Origin of the sequence: Psychrobacter sp. AntiMn-1 (assembly GCF_001854065.1) — a bacterium.
In the GTDB taxonomy this organism is placed as follows: Bacteria; Pseudomonadota; Gammaproteobacteria; order Pseudomonadales; family Moraxellaceae; genus Psychrobacter; species Psychrobacter pacificensis.
This window is the reverse complement of sequence record NZ_CP012969.1, coordinates 1,589,207-1,609,415: the sequence shown is the minus strand read 5'-3', so window position 1 is coordinate 1,609,415 and position 20,209 is coordinate 1,589,207. Positions and strand designations below refer to the sequence as shown.

The window sequence follows — 20,209 nt, the reverse complement described above, 5'->3', positions numbered from 1 at the left end:
ATTAGGGTACCTCAAGCTTTTGAAAACTGTCATAATGATCGACGGTTAAGTAATAAACAGTGGGCGGGCGACCACCTGTGACGATACGCCTTGCACCGCGATGGGAGACGCCAGGGGTGGGTACGGTGTATTCACGGTAATAGCCTTGCGATTGTGCTGGCAGTCTGCCTTCACGGTTATAAAACGTCGTGCCGTCCTTATTGGGATAAGGGTATGGCCCGCCTTGTTGAATCAGCGCAATCGTCTTATCGACTTGTGCATCGCCTGTGATGCTAGTGGTCGCTGTGTCAGTTGTGGCGACTTGACTGGTATTGTCAGACGTATACTGAGATAACGTCGAGCCTAAATCGCCAAAGAAGTAGACAGCGACAGCGATAATGGCAATGAGGCTAAATAGGGTACTGCCTAGGCTTCTCTTGTTGCGAGAGCTATTTTGACGAGTGTTTTGATGGTTGCGATTTGAGGGCCGGCTGTGATTATCTCGTTTGCTATTATTGGGCATCTGCCTTGGTGTATTTGGTGCAGTATCTGGTTCAATGCTGAGTACGGCTGACGTCACTTTGGTGGCACGCAATTGGTTTTTATCATTACGACTACTCGTGAAATAGACACGTCGACCAACCGCTATCGGCTCCGCCAAACTTACTTTGCTAATATGAAAAAACACGTCTTCATCTTGATCATCGACATCGATAAAGCCATAGCCTTTTTCGTGATTCCAATGTTTAATCTTGCCGCTTTGCATGGTGGCACCGCTCCTTATTGTTTAGATGTCCGTAATATAGATAGCTATGATTATCATAAAAAAACGCCAGCACAATGGCCGACGTTCTCAAACGCTCGATTCAATCATGAATACAGATTTAGTTATGCACGTACTTCACCATGACCATAGACGATCCATTTTTGCGAGGTCAGTCCTTCAAGACCCACTGGGCCACGCGCATGGATTTTGTCCGTTGAAATACCAATCTCAGCACCAAGACCATATTCAAAGCCATCAGCAAAACGGCTAGAAGCGTTAATCATCACGCTTGCTGAGTCCACTTCACGAATGAAGCGTTGCGACTTGGTATAGTTGTCCGTGATGATGACATCGGTATGATGGCTGCCATGTGTATTGATATGTTCAATCGCCTCATCGATACCGTCGACGACTTTTACCGCAAGAATAGGGGCAAGATATTCTGTATCCCAGTCCTCAGAGGTAGCAGCAGACAAGTGACCGTTTAAGGTGATCACATCGGCCAAGATACTCTCAGCACTTTCGTCAACACGCAGTTGCATGGCATCATCGGCCTCGATAATGGCAGTGGCAATCTTTGGTAATAAATCTTTGGCGATAGAGGCATCAATCAGCAGCGTCTCCATCGTGTTGCACGTACCATAACGATGGGTTTTGGCATTGACACTGACTTTGATGGCAATCTCAGGATCCGCATCGCTATCGATAAAGGTATGGCAGTTACCATCTAGATGCTTGATCACAGGGACGCGGGCGTCGTTGCTAATACGCTCAATCAGACCTTTGCCGCCACGCGGTACGATGACGTCCACATATTCAGTCATGGTGATCAGCTCACCAACGGCAGCTCGATCGGTCGTTTGCAATACTTGAACGCTGTGCTCAGAGAGATCCGTCTGACTGAGACCTTTTATGATGCATTTGGCAATCGCTTGATTGGATTCAAACGCTTCAGAGCCACCGCGTAAGATGATGGCGTTGCCTGATTTTAGTGCCAGTGAAGCAGCTTCTAAGGTTACGTTAGGACGCGATTCATAAATCATGCCAACGACGCCCAGTGGCACACGCATTTTGCCCAAATGAATCCCTGATGGCTGATAAGTCATATCCGTCACTTCGCCGATTGGATCAGGCAGGCTCGCCACGTCTTTTAGGCCTTGGAGCATAGCGTTGAATCGTGCTTCGTTTAATTCCAAGCGATCGAGCAGAGCGCTATCAAGCTCGTTTTTGTGACCGTTGTCCATATCGATTTTATTGGCTGCCAAAATATCTGGCTTGGCATTGACTAGCTCATCATGAATGGCCATGAGTGCTGAGTTTTTGTCGCCTGTGTTGGCTGCCGCGAGCGCACGAGAAGCGGCTCTGGCTTGCTTGCCAACAGACTGCATGTAGGTGGTAATATCCGTCGTATTTGCTTGACTCATCAATTATTCTCCTTATGTGATATCAGTTTTATATAAATAAAAGCGCCTAAAAAGGCGAAAATTTAGCAAAAAATCAGTTTTGAATGCCTATTTAGCGGTCCATAGGTCATTATGCTATTTAACATAGAGGAGATTGCGGCGATAGTAAAGATGATTTTGTGAACAGAACCCGCTTTACAAAGCATCAAAGTGACTTTACAAAGGGTTGCTTCAAATATTTTGTGAGCTGTGTTTACGTGCCTTTAACAGAACTGCGCTGTAAATACTAAGGTAGCTGCGATGTATCATCAGTATAGTAGGCACTAAGAAAACGGCACTATCAATAAATGACGCTGAATCATATGACAAGTAATGGAGAATAACGATGACGATTAAAAACACGACATACAAAAACTGGATGACGGTTGGCTTGGTTGCAGGGGTGCTTGCGCTCAGTGCTTGTAGCAAAGACGAGACACCAATGGAGACGCAAGCGGATACAAGCGTTGACGCTCAAACCAGCGTTGAAGAGAATGCAACCGCAACTGCGAGTAGCTCTGATGACATCGCCGTTGCTAGCGCCGATGACGGTATGGCTGTCAGTACAGGGGATGATGTGGCTGTGGCAACCGCAGATGATGCAGAAGTACTGGATGGCACCGAAGATTCAGAGCATGTATCGACGTACTAAGTTTTATGGCGCGCCAAACGCTATGATAGTGTGTTGGTCAATATAGCATTATCAGATAAAACAACGCCTGGCACGCGAAAGTGATAAAATAAAGCCCAGAGCGATAAATATGGTCTGGGCTTTTTTGTGCCAGTCAGTTATCCAGTACTGATTAACTGACTGGTTAAACACAAGATTTGCCTTTTTACTGTGTAATAAGAGACAATATGGCATTTTTCTCTTGGCCTGCTCAGGCGTAGCATTAGCATAATAATGCTATAGATACTTATACTATATATACGGCTCTTATTTATTTTTATTCGTGTTTTCACTCATATTTATTGGAAGTCTGCTGAACCATGCTTGATACTGCAAAAAAACCAACTCGGCCTATCGCCCTAGACTTACAAGACATCCATAAAAGTTATGGCTCATTAGAGGTGCTCAAGGGAGTGTCTCTGACGGCCTATGATGGTGATGTCATCTCTATTTTGGGCTCATCTGGCTCAGGTAAATCGACATTGCTGCGCTGTATTAACTTGCTCGAAAATCCCAATCAAGGTCGTATCCTGATCGGTAACGAAGAGCTGATGCTAAAACCTGCCAGATCAGGTGAGCTGCAAGCGGCGGATGTGAAGCAGTTAGAGAGCTTGCGTGCTCGCGTTGGGTTCGTCTTCCAAAACTTTAATTTGTGGCCACATAAGACGATCCTACAAAACATTATTGAGGGGCCAACGCAGGTTCTCAAGATCAAAAAAGCCCAAGCGATCAGTGATGCCGAAAAACTGCTCGACAAAGTCGGTTTGCTCGATAAAAAAGACGCTTATCCAGCGAACTTATCTGGTGGTCAGCGTCAGCGGGTTGCCATTGCGCGCGCGCTTGCCATGCAGCCGCAAGTGCTATTATTTGATGAGCCAACCTCGGCGCTAGACCCTGAGTTGGTCAATGAAGTACTGGCTGTGATGCGAGAGCTGGCAGAAGAGGGTCGCACTATGCTGATCGTCACTCATGAAATGCGCTTTGCCCGTGAAGTATCAAGCAAAGTGGTCTTCCTGCACCAAGGGGTGGTTGAGGAGATCGGCACACCTGAGCAAGTCTTTGACAATCCTACCTCCGAGCGCGTCAAAGATTTTATGGCCTCGCATCGTCCGCACTAATCCTGTCCAAGCTATAAATCAGATGGTGGTAGCGCCCTACCGACTTTACCGCCATCGAATCCTATTAAATATAAAAATCACTATACCGTAACTATTGTTTATCCTTTATTGCCCAATAGTCACGGTGAGTATGCAAAACGTTTGTTTTTGATTTTTTACTCAGGTATTATCAAAAGGTTTATAGTCGGTCAATTTTAACGGCTGTCCATTATTCTGCTATCTATATTGCTTGTCTGTCAGGGACGTCAGAGAACAAAGTATCAGAACCCCATATCCATACCCATCAGAATTTAAGGAACATATGATGTCGAACGCTCGTCTATTTTGGTCATCGATGACCGTCTCTGCTGCGCTCATGCTAAGCGCTTGTAGCCAACCTGCCGATGAAACTACCGAAGCCAATGCCGATGCACCTGCCGCAGAAACGACTGGCAAAACCATCCGCATTGCAACCGAAGGCGCTTATCCTCCGTTTAACTATACCAATGCTGATGGTAGCTTGAGCGGTTTTGATGTCGATGTTGCCAATGCCTTGTGTGAGCAGATGCAAGCCAACTGTGAAATCGTAGCGCAGGATTGGGACGGTATTATCCCGGGTCTATTGGCACAAAAATATGATGCCGTTATCGCAGGTATGTCAATCACTGCTGAGCGCCAAGAAAAAGTCGATTTCAGCGAACCGTATTTTGCCAATACGATGGTATGGCTCACCAACACTGATGGCAGCTTTGATCCAATGGCGATCCAAAATGTCACGCTTGGTGGACAGCGTTCTACCACGCCAGGCGCTTATCTACAAGATAACTACGAAGGCAAAGATGGCAATACCGTTCAGCTATATGACAACTACGACAATGCCTACTTGGATCTAAAGTCTGGTCGTAGCGATGCAGTATTGGCCGAAAAAGTCTCTGCCAAATCATGGCTCGCTGACAATAAAGAAGGCTTCGGTATCGTTGGTGATGAGATTGATAATGATGACAATATTGCTATTGCCGTGCGTAAAGGTGATGGACTCAAAGCGGAATTTGATAAAGCATTGAGCGAGATCCGTAGTAATGGTGAGCTTGCCCGTCTTGAGCAGCAAAACTTTGGTCAATAATGACTCACTAAAGATTGCTGCGAATACGCGCGCCACTGACAAGTACTGAGTAAGTGTCGCTCAATAAGGCATCAAGCAGCACGTAATAAGTGACGATATGGCTGGTAACTATATTAAGGAATAATAGGTATGACACTTTCAATAACATCATCAATGAGCAAAAAAGCCTTGTGGATTGCGCCATTCAGCGCCGCGATGCTAATGCTAGCAGGTTGTAACAACAGCTCAGCACCAGCAGAAAGCGCTGAAGCTGATACCGCGTCTGAAGCACCTATGAACATCAAAATCGCGACAGAATCAAGCTACAAGCCTTTTAGCTACACAGATGCTGATGGCAAACTGATCGGCTACGAGATTGAGTTGGTTGACGCATTATGTGCACAAATGAAAGCAGAATGTGAAGTCATTTCTCAAGATTGGGATGGTTTGATTCCAGGGCTTAACGCACAGAAATTTGATGCCGCCATCGCTGGTATGTCAATCACCCCTGAACGTAAAGAAGTGGTCGACTTCAGTGACCCTTACTTCCATAGTGGTATCATCTTGATTGGTAAAAAAGGCGACGATATCAGCATCGATTCGCTCAAAGGTCAACCAATCGCTTCACAGCGCTCTACCGTGGCCTCACAGTATCTACAGGACGAGCACGCGGATGCTGATATCAAGCTATATGATACTCAAGACAATGCCTATTTAGATCTAACCTCAGGTCGTGTGCGCGGTATGATGTCTGATAAAGTCACTGGCACTGATTGGCTAAAAACAGAAGCGGGTAGCGGCTACGAGATTAAAGGTCAAGAAATCAGCAGCGACGACGATGCAATGGGTATTGCATTCCGTAAAGGCGATCCATTGGTTGCTAAATTTAATGCGGCATTGGCTGAGCTAAAAGACAACGGCACTTATGATCAAATCACAGGCAGTTACTTTGGTACCAGCTCGACCGCTGCGGCACAAAAAGCAGTCGTGACTGATGGCGTTGATGAAGTCATAGTCGTTGAAGAAGACGCACCAGCTGAAGCGGCAACGAACTAAGACGACGTCTTCTGCATAGACCGTTATTTTGAAAAGTGTTGTTTACCCAAGAAAACCCAAGGATGATCATGAGCAATCACTGTGTTCCAGTCCGTGCTACGACTGGCAAATCTATTATTAGCGCTATGACGAGCAGTCGTCTATCTGTGCCATTGCTCGCACTGGCGACTATTTTTACCATCTCTGGCTGTAGCAATAGCCAAGAGAATGCGGCCGATACCAGTTCTGATACGACCGAAACAAAGGCAACTAAGGATGACGTACTTCGTATTGGTACGGAAGGGGCGTATGCACCTTTTAACTATACCAATGCGGATGGGACACTGGGTGGTTTTGACGTTGAGATAGCCAATGCCATCTGTGCCGATATGCAGGTGACTTGTGAGATTATGGCGCAAGATTGGGACGGTATTATTCCTGGTCTAAAAGCCGGTAAGTATGATGCGATTGTCGCGGCGATGTCCGTTACGCCAGAGCGTGCAGAGCAGGTTAGCTTCACTGATCCATACTTTAGCAATACCTTGGTTTTTTTGGCCAAAAAAGACAGCAGTTTTGACCCTAGTAACCAAAGCGACATCGACGCTCACTCGATTGCCGCGCAGCGCTCGACCATCTCATCACAGTGGTTCGAAGACAAGTATCCAAACGCTGACATGAAGCTTTATGATACGCTGAGCAATGCGTTTTTGGATCTAGGATCAAACCGCGTCGATGCGATGATCTCTGATAAGTTGCCTGCGATAGAGTGGCTGAGCTCTCCTGCTGGTAGTAAATATGCACTAAAAGGCGACGAGATTGATATCAATGATAACTTTGCAATAGCAGTACGCCCAGGCGATCCGCTACAAGCAAAGATCAATCAATCTTTAGCCAATATTAAAGCCAACGGTACTTACGATAAAATCAATCAAAAGTACTTTGCGGTGCCAGTATCTGCAACGAGTACAGTTAATGAGGACGCAAATACAGGCGAAGATACAGATGCAGATATTAGCAAGCAACCAGCGACAGAAAACGTTAGTTAATAGCTAACAGTAGTTAAAGATAGCAGTCAAAAATATTGTTTTGATTAATAAAAGGATATTGCCATGATGGTGATGTCCTTTTTTATTATTCCATAAACGTATCGTATGGTCATGGCATAGTCATCGTTATTCACCATTCGCTTTACTCAAATTTAGTCAGTTCGTTTCACGCGTATTTGCCCAAGTGTCTGTTTAAGTACGGTTTAGACACAGCTTTTACGCGTCAGGATTAACATCACGGCGAGCGAATATGATAAAATCAGCGCTCATTTCTACTGTGTCAATTATCGCAGCGCCAACCGTATTGCTCTGACGTCATTTTTTTTGACGACGACCATCTGTATTAAGGTGGTATAAAATACGGTGATGGACTGCGTTCAGCTATTGATGCTGATTCTTTTAACTCATATTTTGCAAATTGCTAATATAAAGAGACTGAGTGGATAATCGTGTTTGACTTACAAGGATTTGGCGCGCTTTTATTAAGCGGCGCTACCGTCACCATACAGCTTGCCGTGACCAGTTTAATCATTGGTCTGGCCTTAGGCTTGCTCGGCGCAACCGCAAAGATGTCCAATATCTGGTTGTTGCGTAAGCTTGCGACTGTCTATACTGCGACGATGCGTGGTATTCCTGAGTTGCTATTGGTGCTCTTTATTTATTATGGCGGCTCAATCTTATTGATGAGCATCCTCAAAAAGTTCGGCTACAACGACTATGTCGAGATTAGCGCTTTTTGGGGCGGTGTTATGGCGCTGTCGATCGCGTTTGGGGCGTATGCGACTGAGATTTTTCGCATGTCGATTCAAGAGATTCCGATAGGGCAACGAGAAGCGTCGCAAGCGATTGGTATGCGTCCTTTTCAGACCTTTTATCGCATTACGTTGCCGCAAGTATGGCAGATTGCATTACCAGGTTTGGGCAATTTATTTTTGGTACTGCTCAAAGACACGGCGCTGGTGTCTGTGGTGGGTCTCAAAGACATCATGTATCAGTCGTCGCGTGCTGCGCAGTCAACACAGCAGCCGTTTACCTTTTATATGGCAGCCGCGATTATTTATTTGGGTCTGACCATGTTGATTACTGGCTTTATGATGTGGCTTGAGTGGCGCGCCAATCCAGCGGCACGCTATGCCAAAAAGATAAGCCGTCAATCCACTCACAGTCAATCGACCATAGGATAGAGGAGAGATACTATGGATTGGAATTGGCAGGTCATTTTTGATCATATACCTGATTTACTGGGCGGTGCGGTACTGACTATACAGCTGGTCGTGATCTCAGGTATTGTCGGATTGTTTTTTGGTTTGATTCTAGCGCTGCTGCGCTTGTCGAAGAGCTGGTTAGTACAGATATTGCCATTTCTTTATATTTTCTTTTTCCGCGGTACGCCGCTGCTGGTGCAGATATTCCTGATTTACTATGGTCTTGGTCAGTTCGGGGCGGTGCGTGAGTCGTTTTTATGGGAGCCGGTGCTCAGTCAAGCATACTGGTGTGCGATCATCGCCTTTACCCTAAATACCAGTGCATATCTGGCAGAGATTATACGCGGTGCGATTCAGACGATACCTGTCGGTGAGCTTGAGGCGGCCGATGCGCTTGGCATGTCAAAATGGCAGAAGCTGACACGTGTAACGTTGCCGCGTGCGTTTGGTATTGTGATCCCAGCCTACAGTAATGAAGTTATCTTTATGCTAAAGGGCAGTGCGCTCGCATCGACCATCGCGTTGATGGATATTACGGGGGTGGCTCGTACGATCAGTGCGCGTACCTATACGCTGATGGAGCTGTTCTTTGCCGCGGGTATCGTTTATCTTGTGCTGTCATGGGTTATCTTGTTTAGCTTTAGACTGTTTGAAAAACGTATGAACCGACACGCCAGCTATGTGCCACCAGATGTGGTGACCAACACGATTCCATAGAGAGTCACTGGTCATGAATGGTCGCCAAGATGACAATAAAGGTGACGGTAGACAATATAGTAGGGATTGCTGAAAAATATTTATCATTTATAGGGAGAGTCTCGTATGAGTCAATCGCCACATATGTCATTAGCAAATGCCATCACCGCTGGTGTCAATGAAGAACAGAGCATTGATAACCACAATGAGCGTCTGCGTAGCTCTATTGGCAAAGTCGTCTGCGTGGGGCGTAACTATGCGGCGCATGCAGAGGAGCTCGGCAATGAGGTGCCATCATCACCCATATTGTTTATGAAGCCCGCCTCTTCTGTGGTATCTACTCGCCATGATGTGATCCGTCCCAATCCAGAGATATTTGGCGGGACGCATTACGAGGCTGAGCTATGTATTCAGCTGTCAGCTGACCTGTCGATGGCAACGATTGAAGAGGCACAGCAGGCGATTGGCGGGGTGACCTTGGGGCTGGATTTGACCTTGCGTGATTTGCAGAGCACCCTTAAAGAAAAAGGTCATCCATGGGAGCGTGCCAAGTGTTTTGATGGGGCCTGTGTGCTTGCTGACTGGATCGACCCACAAGCCTTTGGCAATCTTCAGAATGTACATTATCAGCTCACCATCAATGATAAGCTGGCGCAAGACGGTGATAGTGCTTTGATGCTGTTCCCTGTCTATGAGCTGCTGGTCAACATCAGCCATGCTTTTAGCTTACAGGCAGGTGATGTGATTATGACTGGCACACCAAGCGGCGTGGGTGTACTACAAGCAGGCGATAAGCTCAAACTAACATTGGGTGCTCATGAATGGGTAACACAAGTGAAGTAAGCTTGCTAAATGAACCAGTACTAGTCGTCATAAATATCAAAAAGCCTTGAGCCATTGCTTGGGGCTTTTATTTTTTAGACTTTATATATTTTTTCAAAATTTTTTAATACTTATATCTCTCAATAATTGTTTGTACAGTTATTTGTCATGAGTTTGTCATCTATCGTTCAGCGTGCTGTCATAAAGAGTCAGTAGACTTAAGCGGAATTCGTATTTTTGTGGTTGTAATGTGACGCCGCGACCCACTCTCCGCCAATCTAGCCCAATAGCAAGGTGACTGATAATGACATTATTGAATAAAGAACTAAAGCTTGCTCACGAAATCGTTGAAGATTCAAACCCTACTAATAATACTGATTTTCAGACAGTTATTAATCGCCGTCTGAATCGCCGTAGTATTCTAAAAGGTGGTACAGGGTTGACGGCAGCAGCATTTTTTGGCGCGCTACCTTTGGTTGGTTGTAGTGATGACGATGACAATATCAGCAGTCCTATTATCGAAGATGGCAATGATGCTGCTATTCCGGCGCAGGGTGATTTGAAGCGTCCTGAAACCTTAAAGTTTAAGGCCGTAGCGCACTCAACTGCTGAGACGATGACGGTGGCAGAAGGTTACAAGGCAGAGATGATACTGCCGCTTGGCACACCGCTGATGCCTGGCCTTGACGACTGGAAAGACAATCGTGAGCAGTCGGCAGAATCATTTGAATGGCGCATGGGCGATAACCATGATGGCATGTGGTTTTTTGGCAAAAACGGTAATGCCTACGATGCCAAAGCCTCAGAGAATGGCCTACTGGTTATGAATCACGAATACGTCAATAGTGAGGAGCTAAGCCCGTTTGGCTATTATGTCATCGAAGATAAAGATGCTGCGCCTTTATTCCAACGCCGCCGCCTTGCCAGCGATGTGCGCCGTGAAGTCAACTGCCATGGTGTGGCCGTGGTTGAGATGAAGCGCCGCGCAAATGGCATGGGCTATGAGATGGTGCCAAACTCCAAATACAATCGACGCATCACCAGTAGTACGACCGCACAGTTGGCAGGCCCTGTGGCAGGTTCTGATTTGGTCAAAACCAAGTTTGACCCAACAGGTTTTCAGACGCGCGGCATTAATAATAACTGCGGTGCAGGCTTGTCACCTTGGGGCACTTACCTGACCACAGAAGAGAACTTCTTGGGTGTGTTTGCGCGCGGACAAGATGCCAGTCAGTTAAGCGCCAGTGATAACTATGGTCGCGAGCGTTACGGTGCACCAGAAAACTCTCCAGGCTCTCGATATCTATGGCACACGCCTGACGCCAAAGACGCCATCATCACAGACGAGTTTTCACGTTGGGATATGACCGCTGTTGGTGCTAGTGCTGCTGATGATTATCGTAATGGTTTCAATACCTTTGGCTATATCACTGAGATTGATCCGTTTGACCAAAACTCTACACCGCAAAAACGTACCGCCATGGGTCGATTTGCCCATGAAAACTGTGCCTATGCACCCGTTAAGCAAGGCAAACCTGTGGTATTTTATATGGGTGATGACGCTCGAGGCGAGTATATTTATAAGTTCGTCTCCAAAGCGATGTGGTCAAATGCGGATATCGGTGGCGGGCTCAAAGCTGGTGACAAATACCTGAATGATGGTACGCTATATGTTGCCATATTTAATGAAGATGGCAGCGGTGAGTGGAAAGCACTTGTTCAAGGTCAAAATGGACTAGATGCCTTCAATAGTGCGTTACCATTTAATAGCCAAGATGAAGTGCTGGTCTATGCTCGCGCTGCTGGCGATGCCGCTGGCGCCACCAAGATGGATCGACCAGAATGGGTATCGGTCAGTCCTATGACGGGCGATGTCTATGTGACATTGACCAACAATAAATATCGCGGTGTGCGTGAGGACCAACCTTTATCAGCTGCTAACCCGCGTAGCTATCAAGTCAATGGCAAACCAAGTGGTAATGACAACGGTCATATCATTCGCTGGGCAGAGACGGGCGGCGATCATGCCGCAACCAGTTTTGAGTGGGATATCTATCTGTTTGGTGCACCAAGTAACTTGTCCGCAGAGAATTTATCGCAGTTAAGTGCTAGCAATGATCTGTCTTCTCCTGATGGTTTGTATTTTGATCCACGTGGTGTGTTATGGATTCAAACGGATGATGGTGCGTATACCGACACTACCAGCTGTATGCTGCTTGCGGCATTACCGGGCAAAGTCAGCGATGGTACTACCATCACGACGTCAGCAGGACAGCAAACACGCATTGGCATGCCGGCTAGTAACGACAATATCAAACGCTTCTTTGTCGGCCCTGAAGGCTGCGAAGTCACCGGTATTACCATGACACCAGATTTCAAAACACTGTTTATCAACATTCAGCATCCAGGTAATACATGGGGTGCGGTCGCTGGCGGTAGTACTCCGCGCTCAGCAACAGTCATGATTACCAAAGAAGACGGCGATGTCATATTGGCGGAATCATTTGAGTCGGCAGCCAGTCCGGCATAGCTCGGTAAGCGCTAGATGACAAAATAGTAGAAATGGCAGAAAGGCGTATTCACTAAATAAAAATCCCAAGTTTCGGCTTGGGATTTTTTCTTTTGATGCATGTAGTAGTTAATGCTTTAACAATAATAAAGATACCGTTTATCATCCATACATCTCTTTTGGTCACAAACGAACGCTAAAACTAAATTATTCGCTTCTATTTGCGACTGTTAAAGGATAGTATAGAAAAACACCCTTTTTCGCTAAACGTGCCAATACTATGAGCAGTCAAAATTTGTTTTATAACAACCGTATTAGTGACAGTAGCGCTCAGAATGATAGCAGTTATACGCGTAATCGCCATGAGCTTGATGCCCATTTTTTCTCAGCTGATAGCGTGCCACGGCATGGTGATTTGTATGAGCAGATAGATCAACTCGAAGCCATCGATATGGATGAGCTGGTCAAATTATTGGCAGACGCAGAAGACAATGAGGAAGCGACCAAAACCCCTGTCTCTTTGGCGGATTTTTTTGAAGGGTTGGCGCAGCTTGCGACCATGGGAGTGGTTGAGATGACTGAAATCGTCGAGTCCATTCATCGTGAAGTCATCTTGCGTCCCTTAGGCCGGTTCAATGATAAGCACCTAAATAAATGGCAGCGCGGTTTCACTGGGCGCACCTATGGTACGATACGTCATATCATGCTCATGGTCGGTAACAATCTGGCCTCGGTACTACGAATATACAAAAACTTCATCGTGCAAAAAACAGCTCAGCCACTACCTGACTCACTAAAAAAGCTGGTCAACGTCATCAATGGTGTCATGGGTGATCATCTGGTCAACAATCAAAATGCGCTCGCAATTCCGATGATGTTATACACCAAAGAAGGCAAGCCCCAAAATGAGCGGCTATCAGGGCGGATTGTCATTTTGTGCCATGGCTTGTGCATGAGTCACTTAAGCTGGCAGTCGCAAGAAGGCAATAATCTGGGCGAGGCGATTCATATCAGCCAGCCTGATACCACCGTTCTGTACTTAGATTACAATACAGGTCGACGTATCTCACGCAGTGGTCGTAAATTCTCTCAATTACTACAGGACGTGGTCGATAATAACCCAAATATTACTCAGATAGATTTGGTGGGTCATAGCATGGGCGGCTTGGTGGCGCGCAGTGCGCTGTTTTATGGTGAGCAAGAGCGCCTAGATTGGATAAAGCGCGTGGGCAATCTCATCACCTTAGGTTCACCGCATCATGGGGCAGTGCTTGAGCGTATCGGTAATTATGTGCAAGACATCATCGCCAAGTTGCCATTTGCAGGCTCACTTGCAAAGCTCGGTGATATGAGGAGTGCGGGTATCATTGATCTGCGTCATGGCAGTATTCGTGACGCTGACTGGAAAGCCTTAGAGGGACGCAGCGTATTACCACAAGACTTTCGTCATCCTGCGCGCCTGCCAAGTGGTATCAAAACTTACTTTGTCGCCAGTGCATTGATTGAGACACATTACGAATCTAAGATGACGGATTTGCTAGGAGACAGCTTGGTATCGGTCGCATCCGCGTTAGGTGAAGATGATGCCGAGCATGCGTTGTTTGTACCAGATGGTCATAAAGCGGTGTTTTATGGCGTCAATCATCTTAACTTAATCTATAGCAGACGAGTGCGTGAGCAAGTCGTTGAATGGCTGCTCGATAATGGTCTAAGCGACTATGCTGGACGTCCGCGCATACATTCTTACCCTAGAAGTTTGTCTGTGGCGGTGTAAGCTGGTGTTATTTAGCATTAAATGTATTAGTAGTTTTAAAGGTAAGTATGGTTGATTTTCTTATTAAGCTTTAAGGAGTCACTTTTTATTTGCTCTAAAACCTCATTTAACTGGTCTATATTCTTTAGAAGCAAGTTACCTTGAATATTTTGCAGCCCTGTCTTTTCTTTATATGAATTTTTCTCACTTTCTGCAAGAAGATTTTTGATTTGCCCATTATTGTTGGTAGCTTGCGATAAAAAGGCTTCTCCCATAATATTGAGAGTTTTGTCTAAATTTTCTTTATTATATAAATCAAATTCTGTTCTGTAATGTACAAGCCAAATTAGAAATTTTTTGGAAAGGTCTGGGCTTATGACCGTAATATTTTTTGAAATGCTTTTATCTATAGCCAAATATGTTGTAGATAACTCAGTATAAAGCCCTGACATTAAAAACCAATGACCTATCTTACTTTCTGTAGTCATTTCATTCCAGTTAGGAAATTTTGGGTGAGTTAGCTTTTCAAATGTAATAGTTAAGCTTAATAGTTCATCATAAACTGCTATTTTTCGATCAAATAACTTTTAATATAGTGAATTCAGTATAAAAACGATACAGTGGGACTGGGATAAATTTTTCGCAGCATCGAGCAGCGTAGGCACAGCACGCAAGGAAGATTTAGACCAGTTCCACCTTGATATATAATGTATCTGTTTTATTTAGGATTGACTATATGTTTGCTGTGATATTTGATGAAAATGCTCATTTTTAGTGAGTAGTTTTTCATGATCTTGTTCAAGTCGTTTTAAACGCTCATCAATAGCTGCTTGCTCTTTTCGTCCAATTCTTTCAAGGTAAATTTTACCGAGGTAGATTATAAGCCCACCTAAAACAGCATTGCCACCCAAATTGATAATCAATTCTTGCCAAAAACTACTCATAGCAACTACCCATACTTTAAAGACTTAGTATAGAACAAAAAACCCCCCAAGCATCACACTTGAGGGTTTTTTTATGAACAATGGCTTACGGTGACAAAGCAAAACTACTCAGCAAATACCGCTGCTACGTCGTCTTTGTTGAATTTATAGACTTCACCGCAGAATCCGCAGTCCATCTCAAACGTACCGCCTTGCTCTTCGACGATATCTAACGCTTCTGCTTCGCCGATTTGTTCGATGGCCATCTCACATTTCTCGCGTGAGCACGTGCAACCAAACGTTAGGGGAACAGGCTCAGGGGCGACAACGTTTTCTTCGTGATACAAGCGATACAGAATCTCATTGGCATCCAATGTCGTCAGCTCTTCTGCCTTGACCGTGCGCGTCAACACGCTTAGACGTGTCCATAGATCATCGTCGATACCTGCATCTTGGTTTTGCTCAACTTCAGACGTTTCTTCTGCAGTACGCGGTAACATCTGTACCAAGATACCACCCGCTTGCAAGCCATCAGATGCTAGGTTAATGAGCGTTGGAATCTGTGCTGATTGCTTTTGATAATGCGCCAAGCAATCTGCCAGATTGTCATGGCTACGCTCAACGATACCTTGGTACGCTTCGCCACCTTCAGGGTGAATATTAATGAACAATACCCCTTGTCCCATAGCACCCAGCTCAGCAAAGGCATCTTTGGCATGGATCATATTGTCCCAAGCCTGCACTTGCTCGTCCGTCTCGCCTTTCCAGCTGGCAAGCGCACGGATGATACCGTCTTGATCGCATTCTGCCATCGCCCAATTCAGCAAGCTATCGCTGTCTGATGACTGCAATTGGATAGAGAGACGACCGTTAATTTTGACGGTACTGATAAGTAAACTCGCTGCCGTCAGCATCTCGCCCAATAAGCGTTTGATGGCTTCAGGGTAGGGCTTTTGCGCAATCGTACTGGCGTAACTGCGTGATAGGCGCACCACATCGCCGCGCACGGGCGAGTCTTCAATAAAAAAACGTTGGCGTATGTCGTTGTCGCTATGAGTGCCAGCAGTTTGGCTGTCCGTGTTAGGGACTTGAGTATCTTGTGTCATAAGTCATTTGTAGTATTAAGAAGTTGTTAGCTTTATGGGGACTATGGCCAATTTATCAATCGTAGCAACCACAATATTATGGTCACAATGTTTTCTTGATTATATGTACCAATGAGGGACAAATCTAGGTATGAATGAGTCAGCTATCTGTCTATTTCTATAGTGATGCAGTAATTGGGAACCAGCGGCTTTTAGGTAAAAAATAAATATATTCCAAAATATCACCTCCTTCAAAAAAAACTTACCATCTAACACAAATTTGTTGTACAGTAACATTGAGTTGCATTGTGACAAACAACAGCAACAACTGTACGGATGCGGGGCAATGAGATCGGTCAATCAGACTCGTGTCTTCAAAGCACTCATTCAATCTTGTGTTAAAAGCTTGTGATAAAAGGATGTATTCCATGACCCACTTATTTTCTAAACCGTTGACTTTGGCGGCCTTTATGGCGTTGGGCTTAGTTGGTTGTAACAACAGTAGCCAGACCACAGCCGAAGCGCCAGCTGCAGATGATGCCACCACGACAGAAGCTGCTGCCACGGATACCAACGGCACGCTACAAAAAATCAAAGACTCTGGCACCATCGTCGTCGGTCACCGTGACTCCTCTATTCCATTTTCTTATATCGCTGATGATCCTAATCAGCCTATCGGCTATGCCCACGATTTAGAAATGAAAGTCGTTGAAGCCGTTAAGCAAAAGCTAAACATGCCAGATCTCAACGTCCGTTATAACTTAATCACCTCACAAACGCGTATCCCATTGGTACAAAACGGCACGGTGGATTTTGAGTGTGGCTCAACCACCAACAACGAAGAGCGCCAAAAACAGGTGGCATTCTCTAATGGTTTCTTTGAGATTGGTACGCGTCTATTGACCAACAAAGACTCTGGTATTCAGAATTTTGAAGACCTAAAAGGTAAAACCCTTGTCACCACGGCAGGTACGACCTCAGAGCGTTATATCCGTCAGTACAATGATGACAACAAAATGGATATGAACATCATCTCAGCAAAAGACCACGGCGAAGCCTTTTTGATGTTAGAAAATGGTCGTGCTGATGCCTTTATGATGGATGATGTGTTGCTCGCGGGCGAAAAAGCCAAAGCAAAAAATCCTGATGAATGGGTTATCGTTGGTGAGCCACAATCGTTTGAGATTTATGGCTGTATGATGCGTAAAGACGATCCTGAATTCAAAGCTGTGGTCAATGAAGCGTTAAATAATGTCTTTAGCTCAGGCGAAATCAATAGCATTTATGACAAATGGTTCTTGAACCCAGTCCCACCGAAAAACGTCAATCTAAACTTTGAGATGTCTGACAACTTAAAAGCGTTGATTGCCGATCCGCATGACGGTGCTCAGCCAAAAGCGGCGACCGCTCAATAAGCTCTTTGTCCCTCAATATGGCTTGTCTATAGGTCAGATATTATGTTTCTGACCTATAGGCTTATGAATCGCTGCTCGGAGAGACAACCATGAATTATAGCTGGAACTGGGGTGTGCTCTTTGAGCAAACTGGTATCGGTAACGAGCTTTATATCCATTGGATGATTACAGGTCTTGGCTGGCTGCTATTGATCGGCAGTATCGCATGGGCCATCGCCATGGTCGTCGGTACCATCTTAGGCATCATGCGCACGCTGCCGAGCAAGACGGCGCGAGCGATTGGTACGGCTTATGTGACATTCTTTCGCAATATTCCACTGCTAGTACAATTGTTTTTTTGGTTTTACATCGCACCCGGCTGGCTGACGCCAGCAATACAGGAGTGGTGGTATAAGGACTTGTCGCCGAATACCTCAGCAATGCTATCGGCAAGTATCGGTCTTGGCTTATTTACTGCTGCTCGTATCGTTGAGCAAGTTCGTACAGGGATTGAATCCCTACCTGATGGGCAGACCAATGCCGCATATGCACTGGGTTTTAGTATTCCGCAAGTCTACAAAGAAGTGCTGCTACCACAAGCCTTTCGTATTATCTTGCCGCCGCTTAGCTCGGAGCTGACCAACTGTTTTAAAAACGCCTCTGTGGCTTCCTTGGTCGGGGTGATGGAACTGATCAGTCAAACCAAAACTATCAGTGAATACACGCAGAACAGTATTGAGATTTATACCTACGCGACGATTATTTACCTCGTTTTCAATTTATCATTGATTGCTCTGATGGGGCTTATCGAGCGTAAATTGCGTGTGCCTGGGCTTATTGCGGGAGGTCAGAAATGAGTATGATGACCGAATTGGCAACAGCCTATCCTGGTTTGATGGGCGGTATGATCACCACCTTAAAAGTGCTGTTCTTGGCAATTATTGGTGGTATCAGCCTAGGCACGATACTAGCATTGATGCGCTTGTCTGGTATCAAAGCGCTTGAGGTACCTTCTAGGCTATACGTCAACTATTTCCGCTCAGTGCCGCTGCTCTTGGTACTACTGTGGTTTTATTTTGCTGTACCGATGATTTATTTTTGGATAGCAGGTAAGTATCTACAAATCAATGCCGCTTTTGCCTCTTGTGTGGTGGCCTTCATGATGTTTGAGGCCGCTTACTTCTCAGAAGTGGTGCGTGCAGGTATTCAATCGATCGGTAGCGGTCAGGTCAATGCTGCCAAAGCGCTTGGCATGACTTACGGGCAGACCATGCGTCTGGTCATCTTGCCGCAAGCCTTTCGCAAAATGCTACCGCTAATTTTGCAGCAGTGTATTATTTTATTCCAAGATACGACGTTGGTGTTTGCTATTGGTTTGACGGATTTTTTCCGCGCCGCCTACGTCCGCGGTGAGCTCATGGGCTTACTTACCCCTTATATCTTAGGGGCGGGTGCTATCTACTTTGTGATTAGCTTAAGTGCGTCTATGGGCGTGCAGCAGCTACAAAAACGCTTGCGGTTTTAATAGATGTCTCGCTTAGGATTTTGAGCGTTAAGATTGTGGTTTGGTATTTTGATTTAATTTTTAAACGACGGTTATCGATAATAATGTGGTTAGGAGCCAGTGATGAGCAATGCTGATACATACATAAATTCCTTTGGTGGACTGGTGACTAACAATGGCCATGCGACGGATGAAATGGTCATTCAAATGTCCAATGTCAGCAAATGGTACGGCGACTTTCAAGTACTAACTGATTGTACTGCCCACGTGCATAAAGGGGATGTGGTCGTCGTTTGTGGCCCTTCAGGTAGTGGTAAATCGACGCTGATTAAGACCGTTAATGGGCTTGAGCCTTTTCAAAAAGGTGAGATCATGGTCAACGGCATCTCTGTCGGTGATTCAAAGACAAATCTGCCTAAACTACGTAGCCGTGTTGGAATGGTGTTTCAGCATTTTGAATTATTTCCGCATTTGACCATTATTGATAATTTAACGGTTGCCCAAATCAAAGTATTGGGGCGTAAAGAAAGTGAGGCGAAGCAAAAGGCCATGGCGTATCTAGACCGCGTTGGTCTGACGGTACAAGCGGCAAAATACCCAGCCGAGCTCTCTGGCGGTCAGCAGCAGCGTGTGGCGATTGCACGCGCGCTTGCCATGGATCCTGTGGCGATGCTGTTTGATGAGCCAACCTCAGCGCTCGATCCTGAGATGATTCAAGAGGTGCTTGACGTCATGGTCGAGCTGGCGCGTGAGGGCATGACCATGATGTGCGTGACCCATGAGATGGGTTTTGCCAGTCAGGTTGCCAATCGCATTATCTTTATGGATGAAGGGCATATCGTTGAGAACTGTAGTAAAGACGAATTCTTTGAAGGGGCAAAAAGCGATCGTGCGCAGATGTTCTTATCGAAGATTTTGAATCATTAACCATCTTGGCTGTATTTACGCTAGTGCTTAAAATATAAATGAAATCATCAATAAAGAGCGTCTATTAATAGGCGCTTTTTTATGGGCGTTAATCTAGCAATTTGGTTTATAGTCAATCAATATTAAAAGTGGTACAAGGCAGACGAGTGCAAGCACTACAGTAGTAGGCTAAACGAGTCTAACGCTGTAACGCTTTAATAGTGGTTCGACTATAGATGAATATGTGATTGGTTATACGGTTAGATAGGTGAGTG

At 45.5% G+C, this 20,209-nt stretch carries 19 protein-coding genes; 14 read left to right on the top strand and 5 right to left on the bottom strand.

The genetic code is table 11. From position 1 onward, the window contains the following. Nucleotide 1: 1 nt before the first annotated feature. Together AOT82_RS14225 and AOT82_RS06750 are read right to left on the bottom strand one after the other, a co-directional pair. Complete coding sequence (locus AOT82_RS14225; RefSeq protein WP_071002342.1) at nt 2–745, bottom strand: ribonuclease domain-containing protein; 744 nt, start codon at nt 743–745, stop codon at nt 2–4. A gap of 122 nt (nt 746–867) precedes the next feature. Continuing rightward, nucleotides 868–2,169 carry a glutamate-5-semialdehyde dehydrogenase gene (locus tag AOT82_RS06750; RefSeq protein WP_071002341.1) on the bottom strand — a complete coding sequence of 434 codons (1,302 nt, stop codon included), beginning with the start codon at nt 2,167–2,169 and terminating at the stop codon, nt 868–870. A 364-nt stretch (nt 2,170–2,533) separates the two neighbouring features. Between AOT82_RS06750 and AOT82_RS06745 the strand changes: the two genes are divergently transcribed. The 10 genes from AOT82_RS06745 (at nt 2,534) to AOT82_RS06700 (ending at nt 14,143) form a co-directional block, all read left to right on the top strand. Next, nucleotides 2,534–2,839, top strand: coding sequence for a hypothetical protein (locus AOT82_RS06745; protein ID WP_071002340.1), 306 nt, complete (start codon nt 2,534–2,536; stop codon nt 2,837–2,839). A gap of 338 nt (nt 2,840–3,177) precedes the next feature. Beyond that, nucleotides 3,178–3,975 carry an ABC transporter ATP-binding protein gene (locus AOT82_RS06740; RefSeq protein ID WP_071002339.1) on the top strand — a complete coding sequence of 266 codons (798 nt, stop codon included), beginning with the start codon at nt 3,178–3,180 and terminating at the stop codon, nt 3,973–3,975. Between the two features lie 301 nt (nt 3,976–4,276). After that, nucleotides 4,277–5,077, top strand: a complete 801-nt coding sequence (locus AOT82_RS06735; protein ID WP_227517112.1) for a transporter substrate-binding domain-containing protein — start codon at nt 4,277–4,279, stop codon at nt 5,075–5,077. A 129-nt stretch (nt 5,078–5,206) separates the two neighbouring features. Next, nucleotides 5,207–6,112 carry a transporter substrate-binding domain-containing protein gene (locus AOT82_RS06730; RefSeq protein ID WP_071002337.1) on the top strand — a complete coding sequence of 302 codons (906 nt, stop codon included), beginning with the start codon at nt 5,207–5,209 and terminating at the stop codon, nt 6,110–6,112. A 68-nt stretch (nt 6,113–6,180) separates the two neighbouring features. Next, nucleotides 6,181–7,137 (top strand): ABC transporter substrate-binding protein, encoded by a 957-nt coding sequence (locus tag AOT82_RS06725; protein ID WP_071002336.1) that lies wholly within the window; start codon nt 6,181–6,183, stop codon nt 7,135–7,137. Nucleotides 7,138–7,586: 449 nt separating this feature from the next. Then, nucleotides 7,587–8,321: an ABC transporter permease gene (locus tag AOT82_RS06720; RefSeq protein ID WP_071002335.1), complete on the top strand. Its 735-nt coding sequence runs from the start codon at nt 7,587–7,589 to the stop codon at nt 8,319–8,321. Nucleotides 8,322–8,333: 12 nt separating this feature from the next. After that, complete coding sequence (locus AOT82_RS06715; RefSeq protein WP_071002334.1) at nt 8,334–9,059, top strand: ABC transporter permease; 726 nt, start codon at nt 8,334–8,336, stop codon at nt 9,057–9,059. Between the two features lie 105 nt (nt 9,060–9,164). After that, nucleotides 9,165–9,881, top strand: a complete 717-nt coding sequence (locus AOT82_RS06710; RefSeq protein WP_083328883.1) for a fumarylacetoacetate hydrolase family protein — start codon at nt 9,165–9,167, stop codon at nt 9,879–9,881. A gap of 283 nt (nt 9,882–10,164) precedes the next feature. After that, the gene (locus AOT82_RS06705) at nt 10,165–12,390 is read left to right on the top strand and encodes a PhoX family protein (RefSeq protein ID WP_071002333.1); all 2,226 of its coding nucleotides are present in this window, start codon (nt 10,165–10,167) and stop codon (nt 12,388–12,390) included. A 259-nt stretch (nt 12,391–12,649) separates the two neighbouring features. Next, nucleotides 12,650–14,143 (top strand): alpha/beta fold hydrolase, encoded by a 1,494-nt coding sequence (locus AOT82_RS06700; RefSeq protein WP_083328882.1) that lies wholly within the window; start codon nt 12,650–12,652, stop codon nt 14,141–14,143. A 35-nt stretch (nt 14,144–14,178) separates the two neighbouring features. On the opposite strand, the gene AOT82_RS06695 is transcribed toward AOT82_RS06700, so the two are convergent. The 3 genes from AOT82_RS06695 to hslO form a co-directional block, all read right to left on the bottom strand. Beyond that, nucleotides 14,179–14,610, bottom strand: a complete 432-nt coding sequence (locus AOT82_RS06695) for a hypothetical protein (RefSeq protein ID WP_071002332.1) — start codon at nt 14,608–14,610, stop codon at nt 14,179–14,181. A 234-nt stretch (nt 14,611–14,844) separates the two neighbouring features. Continuing rightward, nucleotides 14,845–15,066 carry a hypothetical protein gene (locus AOT82_RS06690; protein ID WP_071002331.1) on the bottom strand — a complete coding sequence of 74 codons (222 nt, stop codon included), beginning with the start codon at nt 15,064–15,066 and terminating at the stop codon, nt 14,845–14,847. 104 nt (nt 15,067–15,170) lie between these two features. Beyond that, complete coding sequence (gene hslO, locus AOT82_RS06685) at nt 15,171–16,151, bottom strand: Hsp33 family molecular chaperone HslO (RefSeq protein WP_071002330.1); 981 nt, start codon at nt 16,149–16,151, stop codon at nt 15,171–15,173. 407 nt (nt 16,152–16,558) lie between these two features. On the opposite strand from hslO, the gene AOT82_RS06680 reads away from it, so the two are divergent. From AOT82_RS06680 to AOT82_RS06665, 4 genes are all read left to right on the top strand, one after another. Further along, nucleotides 16,559–17,545 carry a glutamate/aspartate ABC transporter substrate-binding protein gene (locus tag AOT82_RS06680; RefSeq protein WP_156770980.1) on the top strand — a complete coding sequence of 329 codons (987 nt, stop codon included), beginning with the start codon at nt 16,559–16,561 and terminating at the stop codon, nt 17,543–17,545. Nucleotides 17,546–17,634: 89 nt separating this feature from the next. Continuing rightward, a complete protein-coding gene (locus AOT82_RS06675; protein WP_071002328.1) occupies nt 17,635–18,381 on the top strand; it encodes an amino acid ABC transporter permease in 747 nt (248 codons plus the stop codon). Further along, on the top strand, nt 18,378–19,049 hold the full coding sequence (locus AOT82_RS06670; protein WP_071002327.1) for an ABC transporter permease subunit: 672 nt from the start codon (nt 18,378–18,380) through the stop codon (nt 19,047–19,049). Before AOT82_RS06675 ends, AOT82_RS06670 begins: the two co-directional genes overlap by 4 nt. 174 nt (nt 19,050–19,223) lie before the next feature. Next, complete coding sequence (locus tag AOT82_RS06665; protein WP_071003697.1) at nt 19,224–19,955, top strand: amino acid ABC transporter ATP-binding protein; 732 nt, start codon at nt 19,224–19,226, stop codon at nt 19,953–19,955. Nucleotides 19,956–20,209: the final 254 nt, after the last annotated feature.